The sequence below is a fragment of the Motiliproteus sp. MSK22-1 genome, from assembly GCF_001968815.1.
GTDB lineage: Bacteria > Pseudomonadota > Gammaproteobacteria > Pseudomonadales > Balneatricaceae > Motiliproteus.
Window position 1 is genome coordinate 144,516 of the sequence record NZ_MIEQ01000061.1, and the last position, 18,662, is coordinate 163,177.

An 18,662-nucleotide genomic window follows, 5' to 3' on the forward strand; every position below is an offset into this window, starting at 1 on the left:
TGGCTATACCTGACTAAAATTTTCACCAGAAAACAATTGGTATTACCAAAAACATCAATAGATTATCCACTTACTAATCCCATCAGTGATTAAATCAACTGAAAACTCTAAACCTACCTATTATTAAAAGCCTTATTTCAGGGCCGCTTGTCAACAACCTGGTTATTATTTGTTCATTTTTTATCAAGACGACTTGACATCTTATCCACAGAGAAGATAGTGTAATAACACCCAAGGATAATTGGTATTACCAATAAACCAAACGGTACTTCGAAGAGCTTTCATGATCAGCGTGTTTGATAAACCCGCTTAACAAAGAAAAGAAAGCAATCCGACTCACCACATAAAAAAAACGAAATATCCCGAGGATATAACATGAAGAAGTTTGCCAAATCCGCGCTGACAGCCGCTGCAGTAACCGCCGCAACTCTTTCCGTTACAGCCCCTGCCCTTGCTGCCGACAAATTGCTTCTGAAAACTCCAATTGCATTTGGTACCCACCTGCCAGCACTGGGAACACCAATAAAGTGGGTTTCCGAGCAGCTGCCAGTGATGAGTGGCGGAAATCTGAAGATGAAAATCTATGAGCCGGGAAAGCTTGTTGCTCCTCCTGAAATCCTGGATGCGGTTTCTAGCGGCAAGGTCAACTCTGGTTATGCCACCGCCGGATACTGGCAGGGCAAAATGCCTGCAGCAGCGCTGTTTTCTGCAGTACCGTTTGGACCAGAAGCTGGAGAATACCTGGCCTGGATGTTTTACGGTAACGGTCTGAGCCTGTACCAGGAAATGTATGACAATGCTGGTTACAATGTGAAAGTGCTGCCCTGTGCAATTATCTCTCCTGAAACCTCTGGCTGGTTTGCCAAGCCCATCGAAAAAGTAGAAGACCTGCAAGGCCTGAACATGCGCTTCTTCGGTCTTGGCGCTAACGTTATGGAAAAATTAGGTGTTGGTACTGTCCAGCTTCCCGGTGGAGAAATCTTTGGTGCATTAGAGAAAGGTGCCATTGACGCATCTGAATTCTCTCAGCCAGCTATCGATCAGCGCTTAGGCTTCCACAAAATTGTCAAATACAACTATTTCCCTGGCTGGCATCAGCAGTCCACTGTGTTTGAGCTTCTTGTTAATAAAGAAGCCTGGAAAAAAATGGGTAAAACCAACCAGGCTATCCTGGAAAACACCTGTAAGGCTTCCATGACAAACTCTATCGCCGAAGGTGAGTCCATGCAGTTTGAAGTGATGAAAAAGGCCGAAGCTAATGGCGTTGAAATCCGCTACTGGAGTGAAGAAATGCTGGCCACCTTCAAATCCAAGTGGGATGAGGTGGTTGCAGAGAAAAGTCAGGATGCTTTCTTCAAGAAAGTCTATGATGACATGAGCAACTTCCGTGACGGCTATAATCTGTGGGAAGCAAATGCATTCCTGCCTCGTCCAAAGCCAAACCTGCAATAAGCTACAGCCTGAAGTAAGCTAAATAGTACATGCTCGGTTGCGGGGGGAGCACTCTTCCCCCCGCTTAGTTGCCGAGGTCAGTCTGGTCCGCATCCCACCCGCAAAGGTTTTATCTCGTGACTGATAATAACAAATCTCTCTCAGTACCCATTTCTGACTCGATTGATGCTTTCATACGTAAAGTAGGACACGGCATTGCTTGGGTATACGTTCTATTGGTCTTGGTCATTATCACCCAGGTTATTCTGCGAAAAGGATTCTCCAGCGGCCTTATTGTGCTTGAAGAGCTGCAGTGGCACCTCTACGCCATGGGTGTCATGTTTGGAATTTCCTACGCTCAGGTCAATAATGCCCATATTCGAGTAGATCTGTTCTATGGCGGATTTCGCCAGCGAACCAAGTACATAATTGAAATTATTGGAATTATTCTTCTTGTTCTTCCGTTTATCTATGTGATTTTTTCCCACAGTCTTGATTTTGTTGCTGACTCCTGGCGTATCAATGAGTCATCGTCCTCCCCCTCAGGCCTGCCATGGCGTTGGGCCATCAAGTCGGTTATACCAGTCAGTTTCGGCCTTCTCGGCCTGGCGGTGATCTCCCGTCTGATTCGTGACTTTGTGTTGTTAGTTCGGGGAGAACACTGATGGAAATCAATGAGATTCTAGTCATCGCGATGTTCGCTTCGTTCATCGTTCTACTGTTTACCGGTATCCCTGTCGCATATGTCCTCGGTGGTATTGGCGTTGCTTTTGCCTTTGCCGGCTATTACACAGACCTTTACATGGACACCATGACCGGCCTGGACTTCACGACTTTGGGCTTGGTCGTTAACAGACTCTATAAGATCATGGATAACTGGATCCTGGTCGCATTACCGATGTTTATATTCATGGGAATAATGCTGGACAAATCCGGTGTTGCCGAACGCTTAATGCTTTCCATGCAAGAGCTGTTTGGTCGCGTTCGCGGAGGCCTTGCCATTACCGTCACGGCGATCGGCATCATACTTGCTGCTTCCACCGGTATTATCGGCGCCTCTGTTGTGCTGCTTGCAGTCATGTCCCTGCCCTCAATGCTTAAGCAGGGCTACTCAAAACCGTTAGCTTTAGGAACCATAGCCAGCGCTGGTACTCTGGGTATTCTGATCCCCCCCAGCATCATGTTAGTCATCATGGCAGACCAGCTCGGCTTATCTGTTGGCGATCTGTTTATGGGGGCCGTATTCCCAGGACTGATTCTTGGTGCAATGTACATTGTCTATATATTGATGGTCGGCTTTCTTAATCCGAAAGCGGCTCCGATACCAGACGATGCCAAACCAATCACTGCACAGGCTTTTTTTGGAGTATTAAAAGCGGTACTGCCAACATTATTTCTTATCTTTGCTGTGTTAGGTTCTATCTTCGGTGGTATAGCAACTCCGACCGAAGCTTCAGGGGTGGGTGCTTTAGGCGCAACCTTGTTGGCTGCGTATAACAGAAAGTTCAGCTTCAAAGTGCTGAAAGAAGTCATGCAGGGAACCTACAATACCACTGCCTATATTTTTGCCATCTTTATTGGTGCTACCTGCTTCGCGCTGGTACTACGCGAGTTAGGCGGTGACGAACTGATCGAATCTTTCCTTACCGGTTTGCCATTTGGACCCTACGGGATTATCGCCTTTATCCTTTGTGTGATTTTCCTACTCGGCTTCTTCCTCGACTGGATCGAAATTACACTGATTATTCTGCCGTTGCTGGCACCGGTGATATCGGCTCTGGGGCTTAATATCGACGGCTATGGTGTAGTGGATAACCCGGAACTTGTCTGGTTTGTAATGTTGGTTGCGATGGCCTTACAGACATCATTCTTAACCCCTCCGGTTGGCTTCGCCCTGTTCTATCTGAAAGGAGTCTGTCCACCAGATGTCAAACTGTCAGATATCTATAAGGGAGTTATTCCGTTTATTATTCTGCAGTTACTAGGCTTGCTGATTCTGGTGCTCTGGCCACAGCTGGTTATCTGGCTTCCGGCTGCAGCCTACAGCTAGTAATGTCCTTTGACGGTGTTATTAACGGGCGAACCGGTGTTCGCCCTATAATACCAATAACAATACCAACAACTGGGCTGTTTAATTAACCAGCAAACAGAGGTCACCGAAAACAACAGCTAGCGTTCTGACTCACTTTATGACTTGGTAACCAAACGCTACCTAAACAAGACCTCTACTCCGTATACAGAGTATTTGTATACTGCCTGAATGTGAGAATTCCGATGAGCATCGACTATCAAGAATTTTATTCCCATCTACAGGAGTTCATTCCTGAGCAACGCCTGATTCGCGATCCATTGAGAACCCTTGCCTACGGAACCGATGCCAGTTTCTATCGACTCATCCCGAAGATTGTAATCCGTGCCGAGTCCAGTGAAGAAGTGGCCGCAATTGTTCGCGGTGCTCGTCAACGAAGTATTCCCATTACATTCCGCGCAGCTGGCACCAGCCTGTCAGGCCAGGCCATAACTGATTCGGTACTTTTACAGCTCGGAGATGGCTGGAGAAGCCATACGGTCAATGAGGATGCATCCTTAGTAACCTTGCAACCGGGCGTCATTGGCGGACATGCCAACCGTTTTCTGGCACCTTTTCATAAAAAGATCGGTCCCGATCCCGCTTCCATCAACACAGCAATGATCGGTGGAATTGCTGCAAATAATGCCAGCGGCATGTGTTGCGGAACCGCTCAGAACAGTTACAACACCCTCAGCAGCATGAAGCTCATACTGGCGGACGGCACGGAGCTGGATACTGGTAATGACACCAGTCGGAAGCAATTTGAAGCGTCCCATCAAGGCTTATTGGATGCTTTACAGGCCCTATCCAGGCAAACCAAAGCCAATAAACCGCTTCACGATCGTATACGTCACAAGTACCGATTAAAAAACACAACAGGCTATGCCCTCAATTCATTGGTAGATTTTGAAGATCCCTTCGACATCCTTCAGCATCTGATGATTGGCTCCGAGGGTACTCTGGGGTTCATTTCTGAAATTACTTATCGCACCGTTGATGAGCATCCGGATAAAGCTTCGGCGATGATTTTCTTCCCCACTGTAGAGATCACCTGCCGTGCGGTTGCTCGACTTAAACAATCTCCGGTATCCGCCGTCGAACTGATTGATCGCGCAGGCCTGCACTCAGTAGAAAACAAGGAAGGAATGCCATCTTTTATCAAAGAGTTAGGTGAACATGCTGCCGCATTGCTGGTGGAAACCAGAGGGGACAGCAAAGCAGGGCTATTTCAAAACGTTGAGACTATCCTCAAAGCTCTTGAGGAGTTCGAAACAATCTATCCAGTTGAGTTTACAGATGATCCTGCGAAGTTTGGTCAGTACTGGGCTATTCGTAAAGGACTGTTTCCCGCAGTCGGAGCCGTTCGCTTAACAGGCACCACGGTGATTATTGAGGACGTTGCTTTTCCGGTTGAGCAACTGGCAGAAGCAGTCCATGATCTGCACCAGTTATTCAAGCAGTTTCATTATCACGAAGCCTTAATTTTTGGTCACGCCCTGGAAGGCAATTTACATTTTGTCTTTACGCAATCATTTGACACTGACGCGGAAGTTCAACGCTATGAGCAACTGATGGATGCCGTTGCGGACCTCGTGGTGGGAAAATATGATGGTTCTCTTAAGGCAGAGCACGGCACCGGTCGGAATATGGCCCCCTACGTTGAACAGGAATGGGGAGTCGATGCCTATCAACTGATGTGGGAAATAAAGGAGCTGTTTGACCCACAAAACCTTTTAAATCCCGGTGTACTACTGAATCGCAATAACAAGGTACATCTGGAAAATTTAAAACTGATGCCTGCTGCTGATCCTCTTATCGATAAATGTATTGAATGCGGCTTTTGTGAACCAACCTGTCCATCACGGGCGCTAACGCTGACACCACGACAACGCATAGTTATTACTCGGGAAATAGCTCGCCTGGAAGCCAGCGGAGAAGACCCTGAGCGACTGCGCGTACTGCAGGAAGATTATCGATATCAAGGTACTGATACCTGTGCAGCCTGCGGCCTCTGTTCAACAACCTGCCCTGTAGGTATCAACACAGGTGATTTAACCCGGTCTATTCGTAGTCGCCAAAATGCCAAACATACAGGCAAGGCAAAATGGCTGGCAGAACACTACGGCGGGATCACCAAAACCACCCGTTTGGTCTTTAAAGTGGCCGATGCGACCCACGGCCTGATCGGCACAAAAGCAATGACAGCTATTACAGCTACAGCACGTAAATTAACCGGCGGTGCGGTTCAACAATGGCTGCCATCGATGCCCACCGCAGCGCCTGCAATCAAACCCGGTTCATCTAAGAGTATTAACGCTGAGCAGGCTCCTAAAGTCGTCTATATCCCCAGCTGCGCGAGCCGTACCATGGGGCCTCAGCGAGACAGCAGTGAAACCAGAGCCTTGGCGGAGGTTACCGAAGCACTGTTGCTTAAGGCCGGTTTTAACGTGATCTACCCACAAGGGTTAGAAAGCCTGTGTTGTGGAACACCCTTCCAGAGTAAGGGTATGTTTGAGGCTTCTCAAAGTAAGGCGATGGAGATGGAAAAAGCGCTTCTTGAAGCTTCAAATAATGGCGAATACCCCATCTATTCGGATACCAGTCCCTGTTCTCTAAAAATGAAAGATGAACTGGACGAGCGCCTTAAGATATACGAATCAATAGAGTTTATTGATACATTCCTGTTGGACCGATTGATTATAACTCCTTCAGAGGCTCCTATTGCTTTACACATCACCTGCAGTGCAACGCGAATGGCGCTTGGAGAGAAGTTGACCAAAATCGCCCGAACCTGCGCTAAGCAAGTCATCATTCCCGAGCAGGTTACTTGCTGCGGATTTGCCGGTGATAAAGGTTTCTCAACACCTGAGTTAAATGAATCAGCCCTGCGTACACTGAAGGGTTCCTTCCCGGAAGAATGCACAGAAGGATTCTCTACAAGCCGCACCTGCGAAATAGGTTTGTCATACCATAGTGGGATAGAGTATAAATCCATCGTCTACCTTGTTGATCGCTGCTCTCAGCCAAAACTGACTGCAGCTCATACCACCAAGGAGAATGAGCGGTTGCAAACGACAACTGTATAAACAGTGCAATATTAAGGAGCGCGCGAATGTCACTGCCTGAAGTTAAAACTATTCTTTACACTACCTCCCTGAGCAAGCACACACGCCCAGTGTTCCGCCAGGCAATAAAACTGGCAAGCCTTTATCAAGCCAAGATCGTCATGTTGCATGTTGTCGAGCCCATTGGCGAAATGGGTCATGCCCTGATTGAAAACTATTTACCAGAAGACCTGGTCAAGAAAATGCACGACGAAGGTATTGAAAACATAAAGACCACCATGAAAGAACGTGTGGTTAAATTCTATGAAGATGAACTCAGCGCATTAAACACAGGGCTTACTCTGGACATTGAACAGGTCGTTGCTGAAGGCAATCACACAGACTCCATTGTCGGTGCCGCGAAACAATTTGGTGCAGATCTTATTGTCATGGGCTCGCACAATACCCTTGGCCGCAGCAGCAATACCACCAGGCAAGTAATCAAATACGCTAAACTTCCGGTTCTGGTCGTACCAACCGAGGGCTAACCTCTGTTTGGATTGCCAAGGAGTGCGATTCACAAAAAACGGTACGATCCAAGCAGTGTCAACCAGATGTAGCTCTCATTTAAGCTGCATCTGGAGTGACATTTTCGACAGCCAACATCATTTCAATTCAGGTTTGTCAGCAATAGCAAACCCAACCAACCGCCATATACCGGGGCAATTATCAGATGCAGGAAACTACCTTGCTACTGGTCGAACGGATTTTTCTCACCGTTTTTCCGCTATTTGTCATCGTCCTGGCAGGATTTCTATATGGCCGCCATAAAACAGCAAACATTGAATTCGCGAATCAGGCGAATATGGACCTGTTTCTACCGGCACTGATATTCCACTCTCTTGCCAATCAGGCCTTTCCGCTTAGCCAGTATCAACAGCTGGCTTTTGGCGGCTTTCTTGTCATTGTCGGCTCCGGGATAGTTGCCTGGCCAGTGCTGAAGCTGTTCAGAATAAACCTGCGCACCTTTCTCCCTCCCATGATGTTCAACAACTCCGGGAACCTGGGCATTCCTTTGCTGGTATTGGCATTCGGAGAACAAGCGCTGCCTGCGGCGGTCATTTTGTTTATCATTGAAAACACTCTGCACATGAGTCTTGGCATTTTCATGCTTGACCGCCATACTCACCCACTGAATTTGCTAAAAATGCCGATGATGATGGCAACCATAGCAGGTTTGCTCTGGAGTATCTCCGGCTGGTCACTTCCTCTGGCTTTTGCACTCCCTATCGAAATGCTCGGTCAAATTGCCATTCCTCTAATGCTGTTTACCCTGGGTATTCGAATTGTTCAAGTAGGGTTTGGCGATATCAAAGAAGGTGTTTTAGGAGCTGTTCTCTGCCCTCTTTCAGGGATAGCCGTCGCACTCCTTTGTAAACCCTGGCTCGGTTTAGACGAACAACAGTTTTCAATATTACTGGTATTCAGTGCACTGCCACCCGCTGTACTCAACTACATGATAGCTGAACGCTATCGTCAGGAACCTCATCGCGTTGCATCAATTGTACTGATAGGAAACATGGGAAGCTTGATCATTATTCCAGCGGTACTTGCTTTTGCTCTATGAGCCGCTGTTCATACCCGAGCACAGCTTGATAATCCAACCGATTATCAAGCTGCCTTGATCGAGCCAAACCAGAACTCAGACAAATCACCTACCTCACCTGAAAAGATAACCATCCCCAACACTGGTTTGAAACTGATAAAGTCATTACAATTCACCGTAGATTATTTACTCTTCACCATTGGTCTATCAACCACAATCGGGTACAGTTAGCCATCTGAGTAATATCGTCATCCTGATAGTATCCCCTACCACGAATTATCGCTGCTTTGGCCACAGGGATATTGTGAATTCGGATTTAAACGCATGTTTTCTATTGGAAAATAATAAGAGCATCATAGAGTCATCATGCCTAAATCATTCAGCGATCAACTGGCCCGCATTTGTCCCGATCCAATAATTGGTGTCGATAGAGCGGGATACATCACCCTTTTCAACCGCGCTGCCGAGAAACTACTTGGCTATGATGCCAAAGAAGTGATCGGAACACTGAATATTGCTGATATATACCACCCCCCAGAAGCGGGACGGGAAGTTAAGCGATTGATGTACAACTCGGAAATCAACGGTTATGGTCAGATCCAAGGCCACGAATCTGCTCTTAAAGATAGAAATGATCGCATTGTCCCTATCCAGATATCAGCCACTCTGGTCATGGAGAACGATAAGGAAATCGGTAGTATTGGCTTTTTTCACGACTTAACCTTAAGAAAAGCACTGGAAAAATCCCTGAAACAACTATCTATCACCGATGGTTTAACAGGGCTTTTTAATCAGCGCCACTTTCAATCCACATTAGTCAAAGAAATTGCACGCAGCAATCGCTACAACCACCCGTTGACATTAGTCTGTATCGATATGGATAACTTTAAACTGGTCAACGACCAGCTGGGCCATATGGCAGGCGATAATCTTATCAGTTTTATGGGAAGCCTGATTCGTGAAGAACTACGCACCTCAGATTATGGCTTCCGCTACGGTGGTGATGAATTCATGCTGCTATTACCCGAGTCTGGGCAGCAACAAAGCTTAACTGTTGCGCAGCGGCTGCTGTCAGGTTTAGTCCAGAAATCGCCCCTAAGCTGCATGGACAATGCCCCTGAAGTAGGGATTAGTATAGGAATCGCAGAATTGCAGCCCAAGGAAGGACCAGAGCAGTTTTTCAGACGTGCTGATCTGGCCATGTACCAGGCAAAACACCTCGGTGGAAATCAGGCGCAAATTGCCTCCGATGTGCCCACAACCTCAGAACCGGCAACCCGAAGTGTGTCTGCCTGCTAAACCCAGAGAGACCGTCAAAGCCGATAGTGAATGCTCGATATGACGCAGGAAGCCAATCCTAAAAACAATAATAAGAATAATTATCATTTTGTTTTGCATTAACAGTTTATTGTGATAATCTACTGACTCCAACCTATCTTTGTTTAAGCATTTAGGCCACCGTTCGGTGGCCTTTTTTTTAGCCCATTTATAGATAAAAAAATGCGGCCCATGGACCGCATTTATTCACCTGTAAAGAAGAGACTTTATTCCACTTCAACCGCTTTGGTTTCTGCGATAATTTTCTGCCACTTCTGTGGTCCAGTCTGATGAACAGATTCACCATTTACGTCCACAGCAACGGTTACAGGCATATCCTTAACATCAAATTCGTAGATTGCTTCCATTCCAAGTTCAGGAAATGCCAGAGTTTTTGATCCCTTGATGGCTTTAGAAACCAAATAGGCAGCCCCGCCAACAGCCATCAGATAAACAGCCTTATTGTCTTTTATGGCATCTATCGCCATAGGGCCCCGTTCTGCTTTTCCGATCATTCCCATCAGGCCTGTAGCCTCCAGCACTTGACGGGTAAACTTGTCCATGCGAGTAGAAGTCGTTGGACCTGCCGGACCAACAACCTCATCTTTAACAGGATCAACAGGTCCTACGTAATAAATAAAACGACCTTTCAAATCAACAGGCAACTCCTCACCTGCATCAATCATCCCGCAAAGTTTTTTGTGAGCGGCGTCACGACCGGTAAGCATCTTACCATTCAGCAGAATTGTTTCTCCTGGCAGCCAGGTTTCTATCTCTTCCTGAGTGACGGTATCAAGATTAACACGGCGAGTCGTTGGACCTACTTCAAATGTTACTTCTGGCCAGTCTTCCAAAGAAGGAGGAGTCTGCAGCGCTGGCCCATCACCATTCAAAGTAAAATGAGCATGCCGGGTTGCCGCACAGTTAGGAATCATGCACACAGGAAGGGAGGCCGCGTGGGTTGGATAATCTTTAATCTTTACATCCAACACCGTCGTTAAGCCACCTAAACCCTGAGCGCCAATACCAAGATCATTGACCTTCTCAAAAAGCTCGAGTCGAAGCTCTTCAACCCGATTCTGAGGACCCCGTTGCTGCAGCTCATGAATATCGATAGGATCAAGCAGCGACTCCTTAGCCAGAACAGCGGCTTTTTCTGCTGTACCACCGATACCAAGCCCCAACATTCCTGGAGGGCACCAGCCTGCCCCCATAGTCGGTACTGTTTTAAGCACCCAATCAACAATGCTGTCACTGGGGTTAAGCATAACCATTTTGGACTTATTTTCAGATCCTCCGCCTTTGGCTGCTACGTGCACGTCCACCTTATCACCTGGCACCACTGACATATGTATGACTGCAGGCGTATTATCGCGGGTATTTTGACGAGCCCCTGCGGGATCAGCCAACACAGAAGCGCGCAGAACATTATCCGGGTGAGTATAAGCACGACGCACCCCTTCATTTATCATCTCTTCAACACTTAGCTTTGAATCCCACTGCACATCCATGCCAATGCTGACAAAGACCGTAACGATTCCAGTATCCTGACACAAAGGTCGATGACCCTCTGCGCTCATCCGGGAATTAATCAGAATCTGCGCCATCGCGTCCTTTGCGGCCTGGGATTCTTCCCGCTCATAGGCTTCATTAACCGCTTTTACAAAATCGACCGGGTGGTAGTAGGAAATAAATTGCAGGGCATCGGCAACGCTGTCGATGAGATCATCTTGACGAATTACAGTCATGCTTCGGAGGTCTCCTATCGTGTTCTTCGCAAATAAAACGCTTGTGAGTATATGTCGCAAAAAAGATATCGAGCGCAATAGTCTTGCGACTGCCTCGAAAGAAAGGACAGGATTCTGTGATCGCTTTGCCCACTTCGAAACTGGGACAGAGTATACACTAATGGCGCCCACGCCAAAGGAGCCATTAGTCTAGAGACCCTGTTTTCAACAGACAATCAGTACCTCTGTTATCGTTGACTAGATTTCCAATAGCACTAAAAGCCTGAGGCGCCAAGAGGTATATTCATCGACTTTTGGCAGTGATTAGCCATACAATTCAGAACCACCTGAATTGAATAGATGCGCTCCAAAGTCAGCCAGGAGGTGCATTACGGAGGTTTCGCATCAATAGCGCATGATCCATATTGGCATCCATAGGCACAGGAATGCTAACAACATGCCCGTTACCCGGAGCTACTTTTATACCCTCTCCTTTGCGGTTTCGTAATTCCTCCAGGATAAACTGACGATTACCGCTGGGAGTCATGATTTCCAGAGAGTCACCCAATTCAAAGCGATTTTTAACATCAATTTCCAGCATATCACCGCTGCTGCTTAAAACCTCACCAACAAACTGCTGATGGACCCCGATAGAATTTCCCGTTTCGTAATTTTGATATTCATCATGAACGTGACGGCGATAGAATCCCTCGGTGTAACCTCTGTTTGCCAGGTTCTCCAGCGTATCCATCATACTCATATCAAATGGTCTACCGGCTGCGGCATCATCAATAGCCTGACGATAAACCTGGGCGGTCCGAGCCACATAGTAATGTGACTTTGTTCGACCCTCAATCTTCAGCGAGTGAACCCCCATTTCAGTTAAGCGCTTCACATGCTGGATTGCACGAAGGTCTTTTGAATTCATAATATAGGTGCCATGCTCATCTTCAAAAGCAGGCATATATTCGCCGGGCCGAGTACCGTCCTGTAACAGGTAAGCTGTTTCCGTGGGCTTTCCGCTACCCAACTGAGGTTCTGAGTTATCTCCAGCACCCTTTTGAGGATTAAAGCTCTGAACCGGTACCAGATCACCCGATTCGTCTTCTTTCGCTTCATGGGCATCATATTTCCATCGGCAGGCGTTAGTGCATGTCCCTTGATTCGGATCACGGTGATTGATATAGCCTGAAAGCAGGCAACGGCCTGAATAGGCGATGCATAAGGCACCATGAACAAACACCTCCAGCTCCATTTCCGGACATTGCTGACGTATCTCTTCGATCTCATCCAAAGAGAGCTCTCTGGATAAAATGACTCGCTCAATACCAACACTGTGCCAGAATTTGACCGACGCATAGTTCATTGCATTAGCCTGGACCGACAGATGAATAGGTACTTCAGGCCAGCGTTCTCTTACCATCATAATCAAGCCAGGATCTGACATAATCAATGCATCAGGCTTCATGGCTACCACCGGCTCCATATCTTCCATATAGCTTTTCAGCTTTGAATTATGAGGTGCGATATTACTGGCCACATAGAATTTACGACCAAGTTCATGGGCAACGTTAATTCCGGTTGCCAGATTTTCAAGCTTAAAGTCATTGTTCCTGACACGGAGGCTATAGCGGGGCTGGCCTGCATAGACAGCATCTGCGCCATACGCAAATGCGTAGTGCATATTTTTCAGAGTTCCGGCAGGAGAAAGTAATTCCGGTTTAAACATCATGACCTCAAGCAAAACATGAGGCACTGCCATTCTGGAGCAGCACCATAAAAAAGAGTTAAAAAATTAAATCCAATAGCAGAAGCTGGTCTAAAAAGACCATAAACTTACAGAACCCACCAATTAAAGGCACTTACGAATGGTTACGCCTCAACCTTAATCCCCAGCGGAACCTTAAATAAAGGTGTATAAATCGAGCCATTAGTTCCGGCCTTGCTCTGATAGAGAACCACTTCATCAGCAAGATTCAATAAATTCAAATCAGGCCATATCTCAGGCTCTCTGAAACCCAGCGCACCATTCATACGCCCCAGAGTGACGTGGGGTTTAAAGTTTTGTTGCTCAGTATTAAGACCCACAGCTCCTATTACATCAACCAACAAACGACGCAAAGCAATCAACCTGGAATCAGCAACAGCCAGTGCCGCCAGTAGCGCAAGTTCATCGCTGACACGATAATACTCCCCTCTATCCAGATGAAGCTGAAATGAATCAGTATTCCTGAGCGCTTTAGATACCAGAGTTTCAAGAGAGTTAATCTGTTTTAACTTGATATTACCCAAGAAACAGAGAGTCAAATGATAACTATCAGAATCGACCCAATCCACAGCCCCATCAGTATCCAAATGACAGAGAGTGTCAGCATGATCAGCCAAGCGACGAACCACATTTTGTTTAAGTGGTAGAGCAAAAAATGCGCGAATATCCATTAATTCTAAAAGGCTAGGTACTCAAATGTGGGAGAAGGCTATTCTTTCATTTGATCAAAAAACAATCAAGAAAAACCCCGAAATTAGAATCACCGGTTTCAACAATCAACCGCTCCAGTAGTCATCCATGAATGACTACTGACTTGCGCTGGATGTCTGCAACCTGCCTATTCGCTGACGCAGCTTAAGCAGCTCTGAATTGACTTGTTTGCGGAAAATGGTGATCGACTCTAAGGCGGCCTGATGCTCAGCAATCTGTTTCTGCAGATCAGCTGGTAGCTGCGGCTTAGCCCTGAGCGCTCTGATGCTGTTTTGAATATCGCTTAATTGAGCAGCTTGCAGATCATCAACCTCTTGATTGGCCAGGTCCTGATCTCGCAATTGCCTTAAGAACGTCTCTTGTTGCTGTTCCAGTTTCTTGTCGCCACCCGCTTGAATACTGCTCAATTCTTTTTCAACTGTACTCAGGTTAGTTTCCAGACTGGCCAAATCAGTCGTAATTTCACTGACAGATTCTTTGGTTTTATTGAGTGACTGTGTCTGCTGGTCAAGGGATAAACCGATGGTATCCAAAGAACCTCCAACCGTTCTCAATTCAGACCTTTGCGATGCCAATTCCTCACCATGGGCTTGCTGTTGTTTTTCCAAAGCGGCAATTATGGGTTTATATTTTTGGTAGATTGCCCAAAGCTTACCGATTTCAGCATCAACATGCTCAACACGAGCCTTGCCTTCTTGCAGCTGCTGACGCAGTTTAGCCTGTAATGCAACACCCGATTTGTTGGCACTCTCATCGGCAGCACTGACTAAAGCCTCAATGTCTGCAATACGATTTTGCGATTGTGCTACCGCCAGTTCAGCAGCTGAGAGCTTAAGTTCCAGTTTGGTGATCTGATCAAATGACCAATAACCCAATCCACCAATCGCTGCCAATAATAAAATAACCAGGGAATGCGGAAGAGTCTTAGAAGGTTTTTCGACCGAAATCGGTCCAGGAGCCTTCTTTGCATCGGTAGCAGGCTTCAAGGTTGGAATTTCACCATGATCCATCTCATCTCGAGCAGACCCCAGGCTGGGAATATCATTAAACTCTTCTTGCCTTGACATGAACTTCTCAGATTAGTTGAGTACAGAAATACTGTTTAAAAGGAACCATAACGTTAAATCGACTCAGAGTTATAAAATGTTGATGAGCCGCTAACTCGCCATCTGGCCGGTTTTTAACTGAAGGCATTCTCACCAATAGAGTCCAAAGCCCGCCGCAATGACTCTGCTGTCTCAATACCACGATCCGTCAGGTAACCACCATCTTTCTGGCTAACCATGCCTTTCTCAAAAAGCCGCTCAGCCGCAGCAATAACATCTACCGGAGCATCATGATGAACTTTAATACCGGCCTGTAATGAACTCAGCTCATAGCGAGCCAGAAACTCCAGCTCTGCAATAGCATTGGCAGAAAGTCTTCTATTCATAATAATTCCTTAAGCGTTTGACGATTCTATTACAAAGTCACTTCGAAAAACTTTTTACATCTCTAATCTCGCAATATACAAGAAGGATTACCCAACAAGAAAGACCCGATGCTCTTTAATTCTTAAGCCTGCTTCACCATCATGCCCCCCGGGAAAGCTCCAGTAATTTCCCAACGACAATTTACTGACTCTCAATCGGCTTAAACCTGATAGATATTAGTAACACTTATCCTACCTGACAGCACCTATACCCACAGGATAACGGCCTTAAGCCGATAGCTCCAGCCTAATCTGATGTCGGCAGTGTTTTTACGCTGGCCAAAGCTCATATTCCTCTGCAGATTCTGTTAACGCTGGTTTATAGCAGTACCAATTGCTGAATTCTGGTTCCTATCAAATATCGCCTAAAGCTAACGTGCAGACAAAAAAAACCCCGGAAAACCGGGGTTTTGATAACTAACGCGGGGCTGGGATTACATCATTCCACCCATGCCGCCCATACCGCCCATGCCGCCCATATCTGGCATTCCGCCTGCAGCACCGCCTTCTTCAGGCTGATCAGCAACCATGGCTTCGGTAGTGATCATCAGACCTGCTACAGAGGATGCTGCCTGCAACGCAGAGCGAACAACCTTAGCAGGGTCAAGGATACCCATTTCGATCATGTCGCCGTACTCACCAGTCGCAGCGTTATAACCGTAGTTACCTTCACCTTTCTTAACCTGGTCCAGCACTACAGATGGCTCATCACCAGAGTTTTGTACGATTTGACGCAGTGGAGCTTCCATTGCACGACAAGCCAGCTGAATACCGACTGTCTGGTCATGGTTGTCACCTTCAAGCTTAGAAATAGCTTGCAGGGCACGAACAAGAGCTACACCACCACCAGGTACAACACCTTCTTCTACAGCCGCACGAGTAGAGTGCAGAGCGTCTTCAACACGTGCCTTCTTCTCTTTCATTTCAACTTCGGTCGCTGCACCAACTTTGATAACTGCGACGCCACCAGCCAGCTTAGCAACACGTTCCTGAAGCTTCTCTTTATCGTAGTCAGAAGAAGTTTCAGCGATCTGCGCACGAATAGCAGAAACACGAGCCTGGATATCACTGTGCTCGCCAACACCGTCAACAACGGTAGTGTTCTCCTTGCTGATAGAGACCTTCTTAGCCTGACCCAACTGCTCCAGAGTAGCGCCTTCCAAATTCAGACCGACTTCTTCAGAGATAACAGTACCACCAGTCAGGATAGCAATATCTTCTAACATTGCCTTACGACGGTCACCAAAACCAGGAGCCTTAACAGCAGCTACCTTGACGATACCACGCATGTTGTTAACAACCAGTGTAGCCAGTGCTTCACCTTCTACATCTTCAGCAACAATCAACAGAGGACGGGAAGCTTTGGCAACATTCTCCAGTACCGGTAGCAAATCACGAATGCTGGAGATCTTCTTGTCAACAAGCAGAATGAATGGATTTTCCAACTCAACGGACATGTTGTCCTGATTGTTGATGAAGTAAGGAGACAGATAACCGCGGTCAAACTGCATACCTTCAACTACGTCCAGCTCATTGTCCAGAGCGGAACCTTCTTCAACAGTGATAACGCCTTCTTTACCAACCTTTTCCATTGCTTCAGCAATGATGCTACCCACTTGCTCATCACTGTTGGCAGAGATAGTACCAACCTGAGCAATCGCCTTAGAGTCAGTGCAAGGTGCAGCCATATCCTGAACGTTGGCAACAACAGCAGCCGCCGCCTTATCAATACCACGCTTGAGATCCATAGGATTCATGCCAGCAGCAACAGACTTCAGACCTTCATTAACAATAGCTTGAGCCAGAACGGTTGCAGTCGTTGTTCCATCACCGGCTACATCATTAGCCTGAGACGCAACTTCTTTAACCATCTGTGCGCCCATGTTCTCGAACTTGTCTTGCAGTTCAATTTCTTTCGCTACAGAAACACCATCTTTAGTTACGGTTGGTGCACCAAAAGCTTTATCAAGAACTACGTTACGACCCTTAGGTCCAAGTGTCGTCTTAACAGCATCGGCCAGAATGTTTACACCCTTCTGCATCTTTGAACGGGCGGAATCTCCGAATTGTACGTCTTTAGCAGCCATTTCTTGTCACTTCCTATCTAAATTCTTTTCAGTGATATTAGTTCTAAATAATAAGTGATTCTTATTCAAGAACACCCAAAATATCGCTTTCGTTCATGATCAGTAGCTCTTCACCGTCAACTTTAACGGTGCTACCGGAATACTGGCCGAACAGCACGATATCCCCGGCTTTAACGTCCATAGGCTGAACTTCTCCGGTCTGTAGAATACGACCTTTGCCTGCTGCAATAACTTCGCCTTGATTAGGCTTTTCAGTCGCAGAACCAGGAAGAACTATGCCGCTGGCCGTAGTGGTTTCTTCCTCTTTGCGACGAACAACAACGCGATCGTGAAGTGGACGAATGCTCATTTGAGTATTTCTCCTGATATGCAAAATAAGTGATGCAAAACAATTTAGGTTTGTTTAACCCAGCCATTAACCAATGGCCTCTATTAACGTTGGGTCAACCAACTGGATGGCCCAAATGACTCGTTGAGAAGATTTATGGGGCCATGAAAATCGAATTCAACAGTTCCGGGTAAAAAAAAGTGAGATTAGAGTTACGATGAGTCGCTTTTGTTTACATCGTTACCCCTCAGGCATTAGAGAATACACTTAGTCATCCCTTCGGTACTCCCCATCAATAGTACTTCCCGATTGGGAGTTAGGATTATACTGATCCTGAAAACGCCCCCCACCCTGATGGTTTGCTTCTGAGAATGGCCCCTGGCTTGCGGAAAAATGAGAATGCTGCATTCCTGCCACAGTAAAATGCTTCTGTAAACGGGCAACAAAGGCTCGGCGCGTCACAGGTATTAAACAACAGAAGCCGAAAAAATCAGTCACAAACCCAGGCGTCACCAATAAGGCTCCACCCACCGCCAGAATCAGCCCTTCAATCATTTCATGAGCCGGAATTTCACCACCATTCATTTTCGCACGAGCACGCATTAACGTTGACAGCCCTTGGTGACGAAGCATATTGACACCCACAAAGGCAGACAATAAGACCAGACCAACGGTGTACCATACACCGATGATTTCCCCCACATTAATCAAAAGAACAATTTCAATAATCGGTACGATCACAAAAATTAAAAAAAGAACTCGCATTTAAGGCTCCTGTCACTTGTATCTTATCTCTATGGCTATAACATTCAGGGAACCTGCGAATTCGCAGGTTCCCTGGCCACCTTCTACCTTCCAGTGTTGTTTTCCCCATTGTACCTTTAATGGCTGCGCTATCCTCGCTTTAAAAGGAACGTCTACGACTTTTTGATGCTGCATTGCACCCAACATCCTATTGAAGATGCGTAAATATTGGGCTAGTCTGGCTTTTGCATTGCAACACAAAAAAACAGGATTCATATTTACCTAGTCTTGAACTCAACCTGGTGGTGACAATGCAGCATCCTATTAATGCTGACAAGCATCTGTATAAGTACTGAT

15 protein-coding genes are annotated in these 18,662 nt (G+C 46.6%); 7 read left to right on the forward strand and 8 right to left on the reverse strand.

Annotated features, from left to right (window positions below; all coding sequences use genetic code 11):
• The first annotated feature begins 375 nt into the window (after nt 1-375).
• The 7 genes from BGP75_RS18195 (at nt 376) to BGP75_RS18225 (ending at nt 9,451) form a co-directional block, all read left to right on the forward strand.
• Complete coding sequence (locus BGP75_RS18195; protein ID WP_076720292.1) at nt 376-1,452, forward strand: TRAP transporter substrate-binding protein; 1,077 nt, start codon at nt 376-378, stop codon at nt 1,450-1,452.
• A 116-nt stretch (nt 1,453-1,568) separates the two neighbouring features.
• Complete coding sequence (locus BGP75_RS18200; RefSeq protein WP_076720293.1) at nt 1,569-2,096, forward strand: TRAP transporter small permease subunit; 528 nt, start codon at nt 1,569-1,571, stop codon at nt 2,094-2,096.
• Nucleotides 2,096-3,481: a TRAP transporter large permease subunit gene (locus BGP75_RS18205; protein WP_076720294.1), complete on the forward strand. Its 1,386-nt coding sequence runs from the start codon at nt 2,096-2,098 to the stop codon at nt 3,479-3,481. The genes BGP75_RS18200 and BGP75_RS18205 overlap by 1 nt, the downstream gene beginning before the upstream one ends.
• A 224-nt stretch (nt 3,482-3,705) precedes the next feature.
• On the forward strand, nt 3,706-6,588 hold the full coding sequence (locus BGP75_RS18210) for an FAD-binding and (Fe-S)-binding domain-containing protein (protein WP_076720295.1): 2,883 nt from the start codon (nt 3,706-3,708) through the stop codon (nt 6,586-6,588).
• 26 nt (nt 6,589-6,614) lie between these two features.
• A complete protein-coding gene (locus BGP75_RS18215; protein WP_076720296.1) occupies nt 6,615-7,094 on the forward strand; it encodes a universal stress protein in 480 nt (159 codons plus the stop codon).
• A 185-nt stretch (nt 7,095-7,279) separates the two neighbouring features.
• Nucleotides 7,280-8,173: an AEC family transporter gene (locus BGP75_RS18220; protein WP_076720297.1), complete on the forward strand. Its 894-nt coding sequence runs from the start codon at nt 7,280-7,282 to the stop codon at nt 8,171-8,173.
• Between the two features lie 345 nt (nt 8,174-8,518).
• A complete protein-coding gene (locus BGP75_RS18225) occupies nt 8,519-9,451 on the forward strand; it encodes a sensor domain-containing diguanylate cyclase (protein ID WP_076720298.1) in 933 nt (310 codons plus the stop codon).
• A 245-nt stretch (nt 9,452-9,696) separates the two neighbouring features.
• Here BGP75_RS18225 and BGP75_RS18230 read toward each other — a convergent pair whose 3' ends face one another.
• From BGP75_RS18230 to BGP75_RS18265, 8 genes are all read right to left on the reverse strand, one after another.
• The gene (locus BGP75_RS18230) at nt 9,697-11,217 is read right to left on the reverse strand and encodes a fumarate hydratase (RefSeq protein ID WP_076720299.1); all 1,521 of its coding nucleotides are present in this window, start codon (nt 11,215-11,217) and stop codon (nt 9,697-9,699) included.
• A gap of 352 nt (nt 11,218-11,569) precedes the next feature.
• Nucleotides 11,570-12,925 (reverse strand): tRNA 5-hydroxyuridine modification protein YegQ, encoded by a 1,356-nt coding sequence (gene yegQ / locus BGP75_RS18235; protein WP_076720409.1) that lies wholly within the window; start codon nt 12,923-12,925, stop codon nt 11,570-11,572.
• Between the two features lie 143 nt (nt 12,926-13,068).
• On the reverse strand, nt 13,069-13,635 hold the full coding sequence (thpR, locus tag BGP75_RS18240) for an RNA 2',3'-cyclic phosphodiesterase (protein ID WP_076720300.1): 567 nt from the start codon (nt 13,633-13,635) through the stop codon (nt 13,069-13,071).
• A gap of 135 nt (nt 13,636-13,770) precedes the next feature.
• Complete coding sequence (locus BGP75_RS18245; RefSeq protein ID WP_076720301.1) at nt 13,771-14,742, reverse strand: hypothetical protein; 972 nt, start codon at nt 14,740-14,742, stop codon at nt 13,771-13,773.
• A gap of 113 nt (nt 14,743-14,855) precedes the next feature.
• On the reverse strand, nt 14,856-15,107 hold the full coding sequence (locus BGP75_RS18250) for a TIGR02647 family protein (RefSeq protein WP_076720302.1): 252 nt from the start codon (nt 15,105-15,107) through the stop codon (nt 14,856-14,858).
• A 473-nt stretch (nt 15,108-15,580) separates the two neighbouring features.
• Entirely contained in the window at nt 15,581-17,233 is a 1,653-nt protein-coding gene (gene groL / locus BGP75_RS18255; RefSeq protein ID WP_076720303.1) for a chaperonin GroEL, read from the reverse strand.
• A 61-nt stretch (nt 17,234-17,294) separates the two neighbouring features.
• Nucleotides 17,295-17,582 carry a co-chaperone GroES gene (locus BGP75_RS18260; RefSeq protein ID WP_076720304.1) on the reverse strand — a complete coding sequence of 96 codons (288 nt, stop codon included), beginning with the start codon at nt 17,580-17,582 and terminating at the stop codon, nt 17,295-17,297.
• Between the two features lie 246 nt (nt 17,583-17,828).
• A complete protein-coding gene (locus BGP75_RS18265; RefSeq protein WP_076720305.1) occupies nt 17,829-18,326 on the reverse strand; it encodes an FxsA family protein in 498 nt (165 codons plus the stop codon).
• Nucleotides 18,327-18,662 lie beyond the last annotated feature (336 nt).

Coding starts and splice junctions, on each gene's coding strand:
- BGP75_RS18195 (WP_076720292.1), top strand. CDS start 376: ATGAAGAAGTTTGCCAAATCCGCGCTGACAGCCGCTGCAGTAACCGCC.
- BGP75_RS18205 (WP_076720294.1), top strand. CDS start 2,096: ATGGAAATCAATGAGATTCTAGTCATCGCGATGTTCGCTTCGTTCATC.
- BGP75_RS18210 (WP_076720295.1), top strand. CDS start 3,706: ATGAGCATCGACTATCAAGAATTTTATTCCCATCTACAGGAGTTCATT.
- BGP75_RS18215 (WP_076720296.1), top strand. CDS start 6,615: ATGTCACTGCCTGAAGTTAAAACTATTCTTTACACTACCTCCCTGAGC.
- BGP75_RS18220 (WP_076720297.1), top strand. CDS start 7,280: ATGCAGGAAACTACCTTGCTACTGGTCGAACGGATTTTTCTCACCGTT.
- BGP75_RS18225 (WP_076720298.1), top strand. CDS start 8,519: ATGCCTAAATCATTCAGCGATCAACTGGCCCGCATTTGTCCCGATCCA.
- BGP75_RS18230 (WP_076720299.1), bottom strand. CDS start 11,217: ATGACTGTAATTCGTCAAGATGATCTCATCGACAGCGTTGCCGATGCC.
- yegQ (WP_076720409.1), bottom strand. CDS start 12,925: ATGTTTAAACCGGAATTACTTTCTCCTGCCGGAACTCTGAAAAATATG.
- thpR (WP_076720300.1), bottom strand. CDS start 13,635: ATGGATATTCGCGCATTTTTTGCTCTACCACTTAAACAAAATGTGGTT.
- BGP75_RS18245 (WP_076720301.1), bottom strand. CDS start 14,742: ATGTCAAGGCAAGAAGAGTTTAATGATATTCCCAGCCTGGGGTCTGCT.
- BGP75_RS18250 (WP_076720302.1), bottom strand. CDS start 15,107: ATGAATAGAAGACTTTCTGCCAATGCTATTGCAGAGCTGGAGTTTCTG.
- groL (WP_076720303.1), bottom strand. CDS start 17,233: ATGGCTGCTAAAGACGTACAATTCGGAGATTCCGCCCGTTCAAAGATG.
- BGP75_RS18260 (WP_076720304.1), bottom strand. CDS start 17,582: ATGAGCATTCGTCCACTTCACGATCGCGTTGTTGTTCGTCGCAAAGAG.
- BGP75_RS18265 (WP_076720305.1), bottom strand. CDS start 18,326: ATGCGAGTTCTTTTTTTAATTTTTGTGATCGTACCGATTATTGAAATT.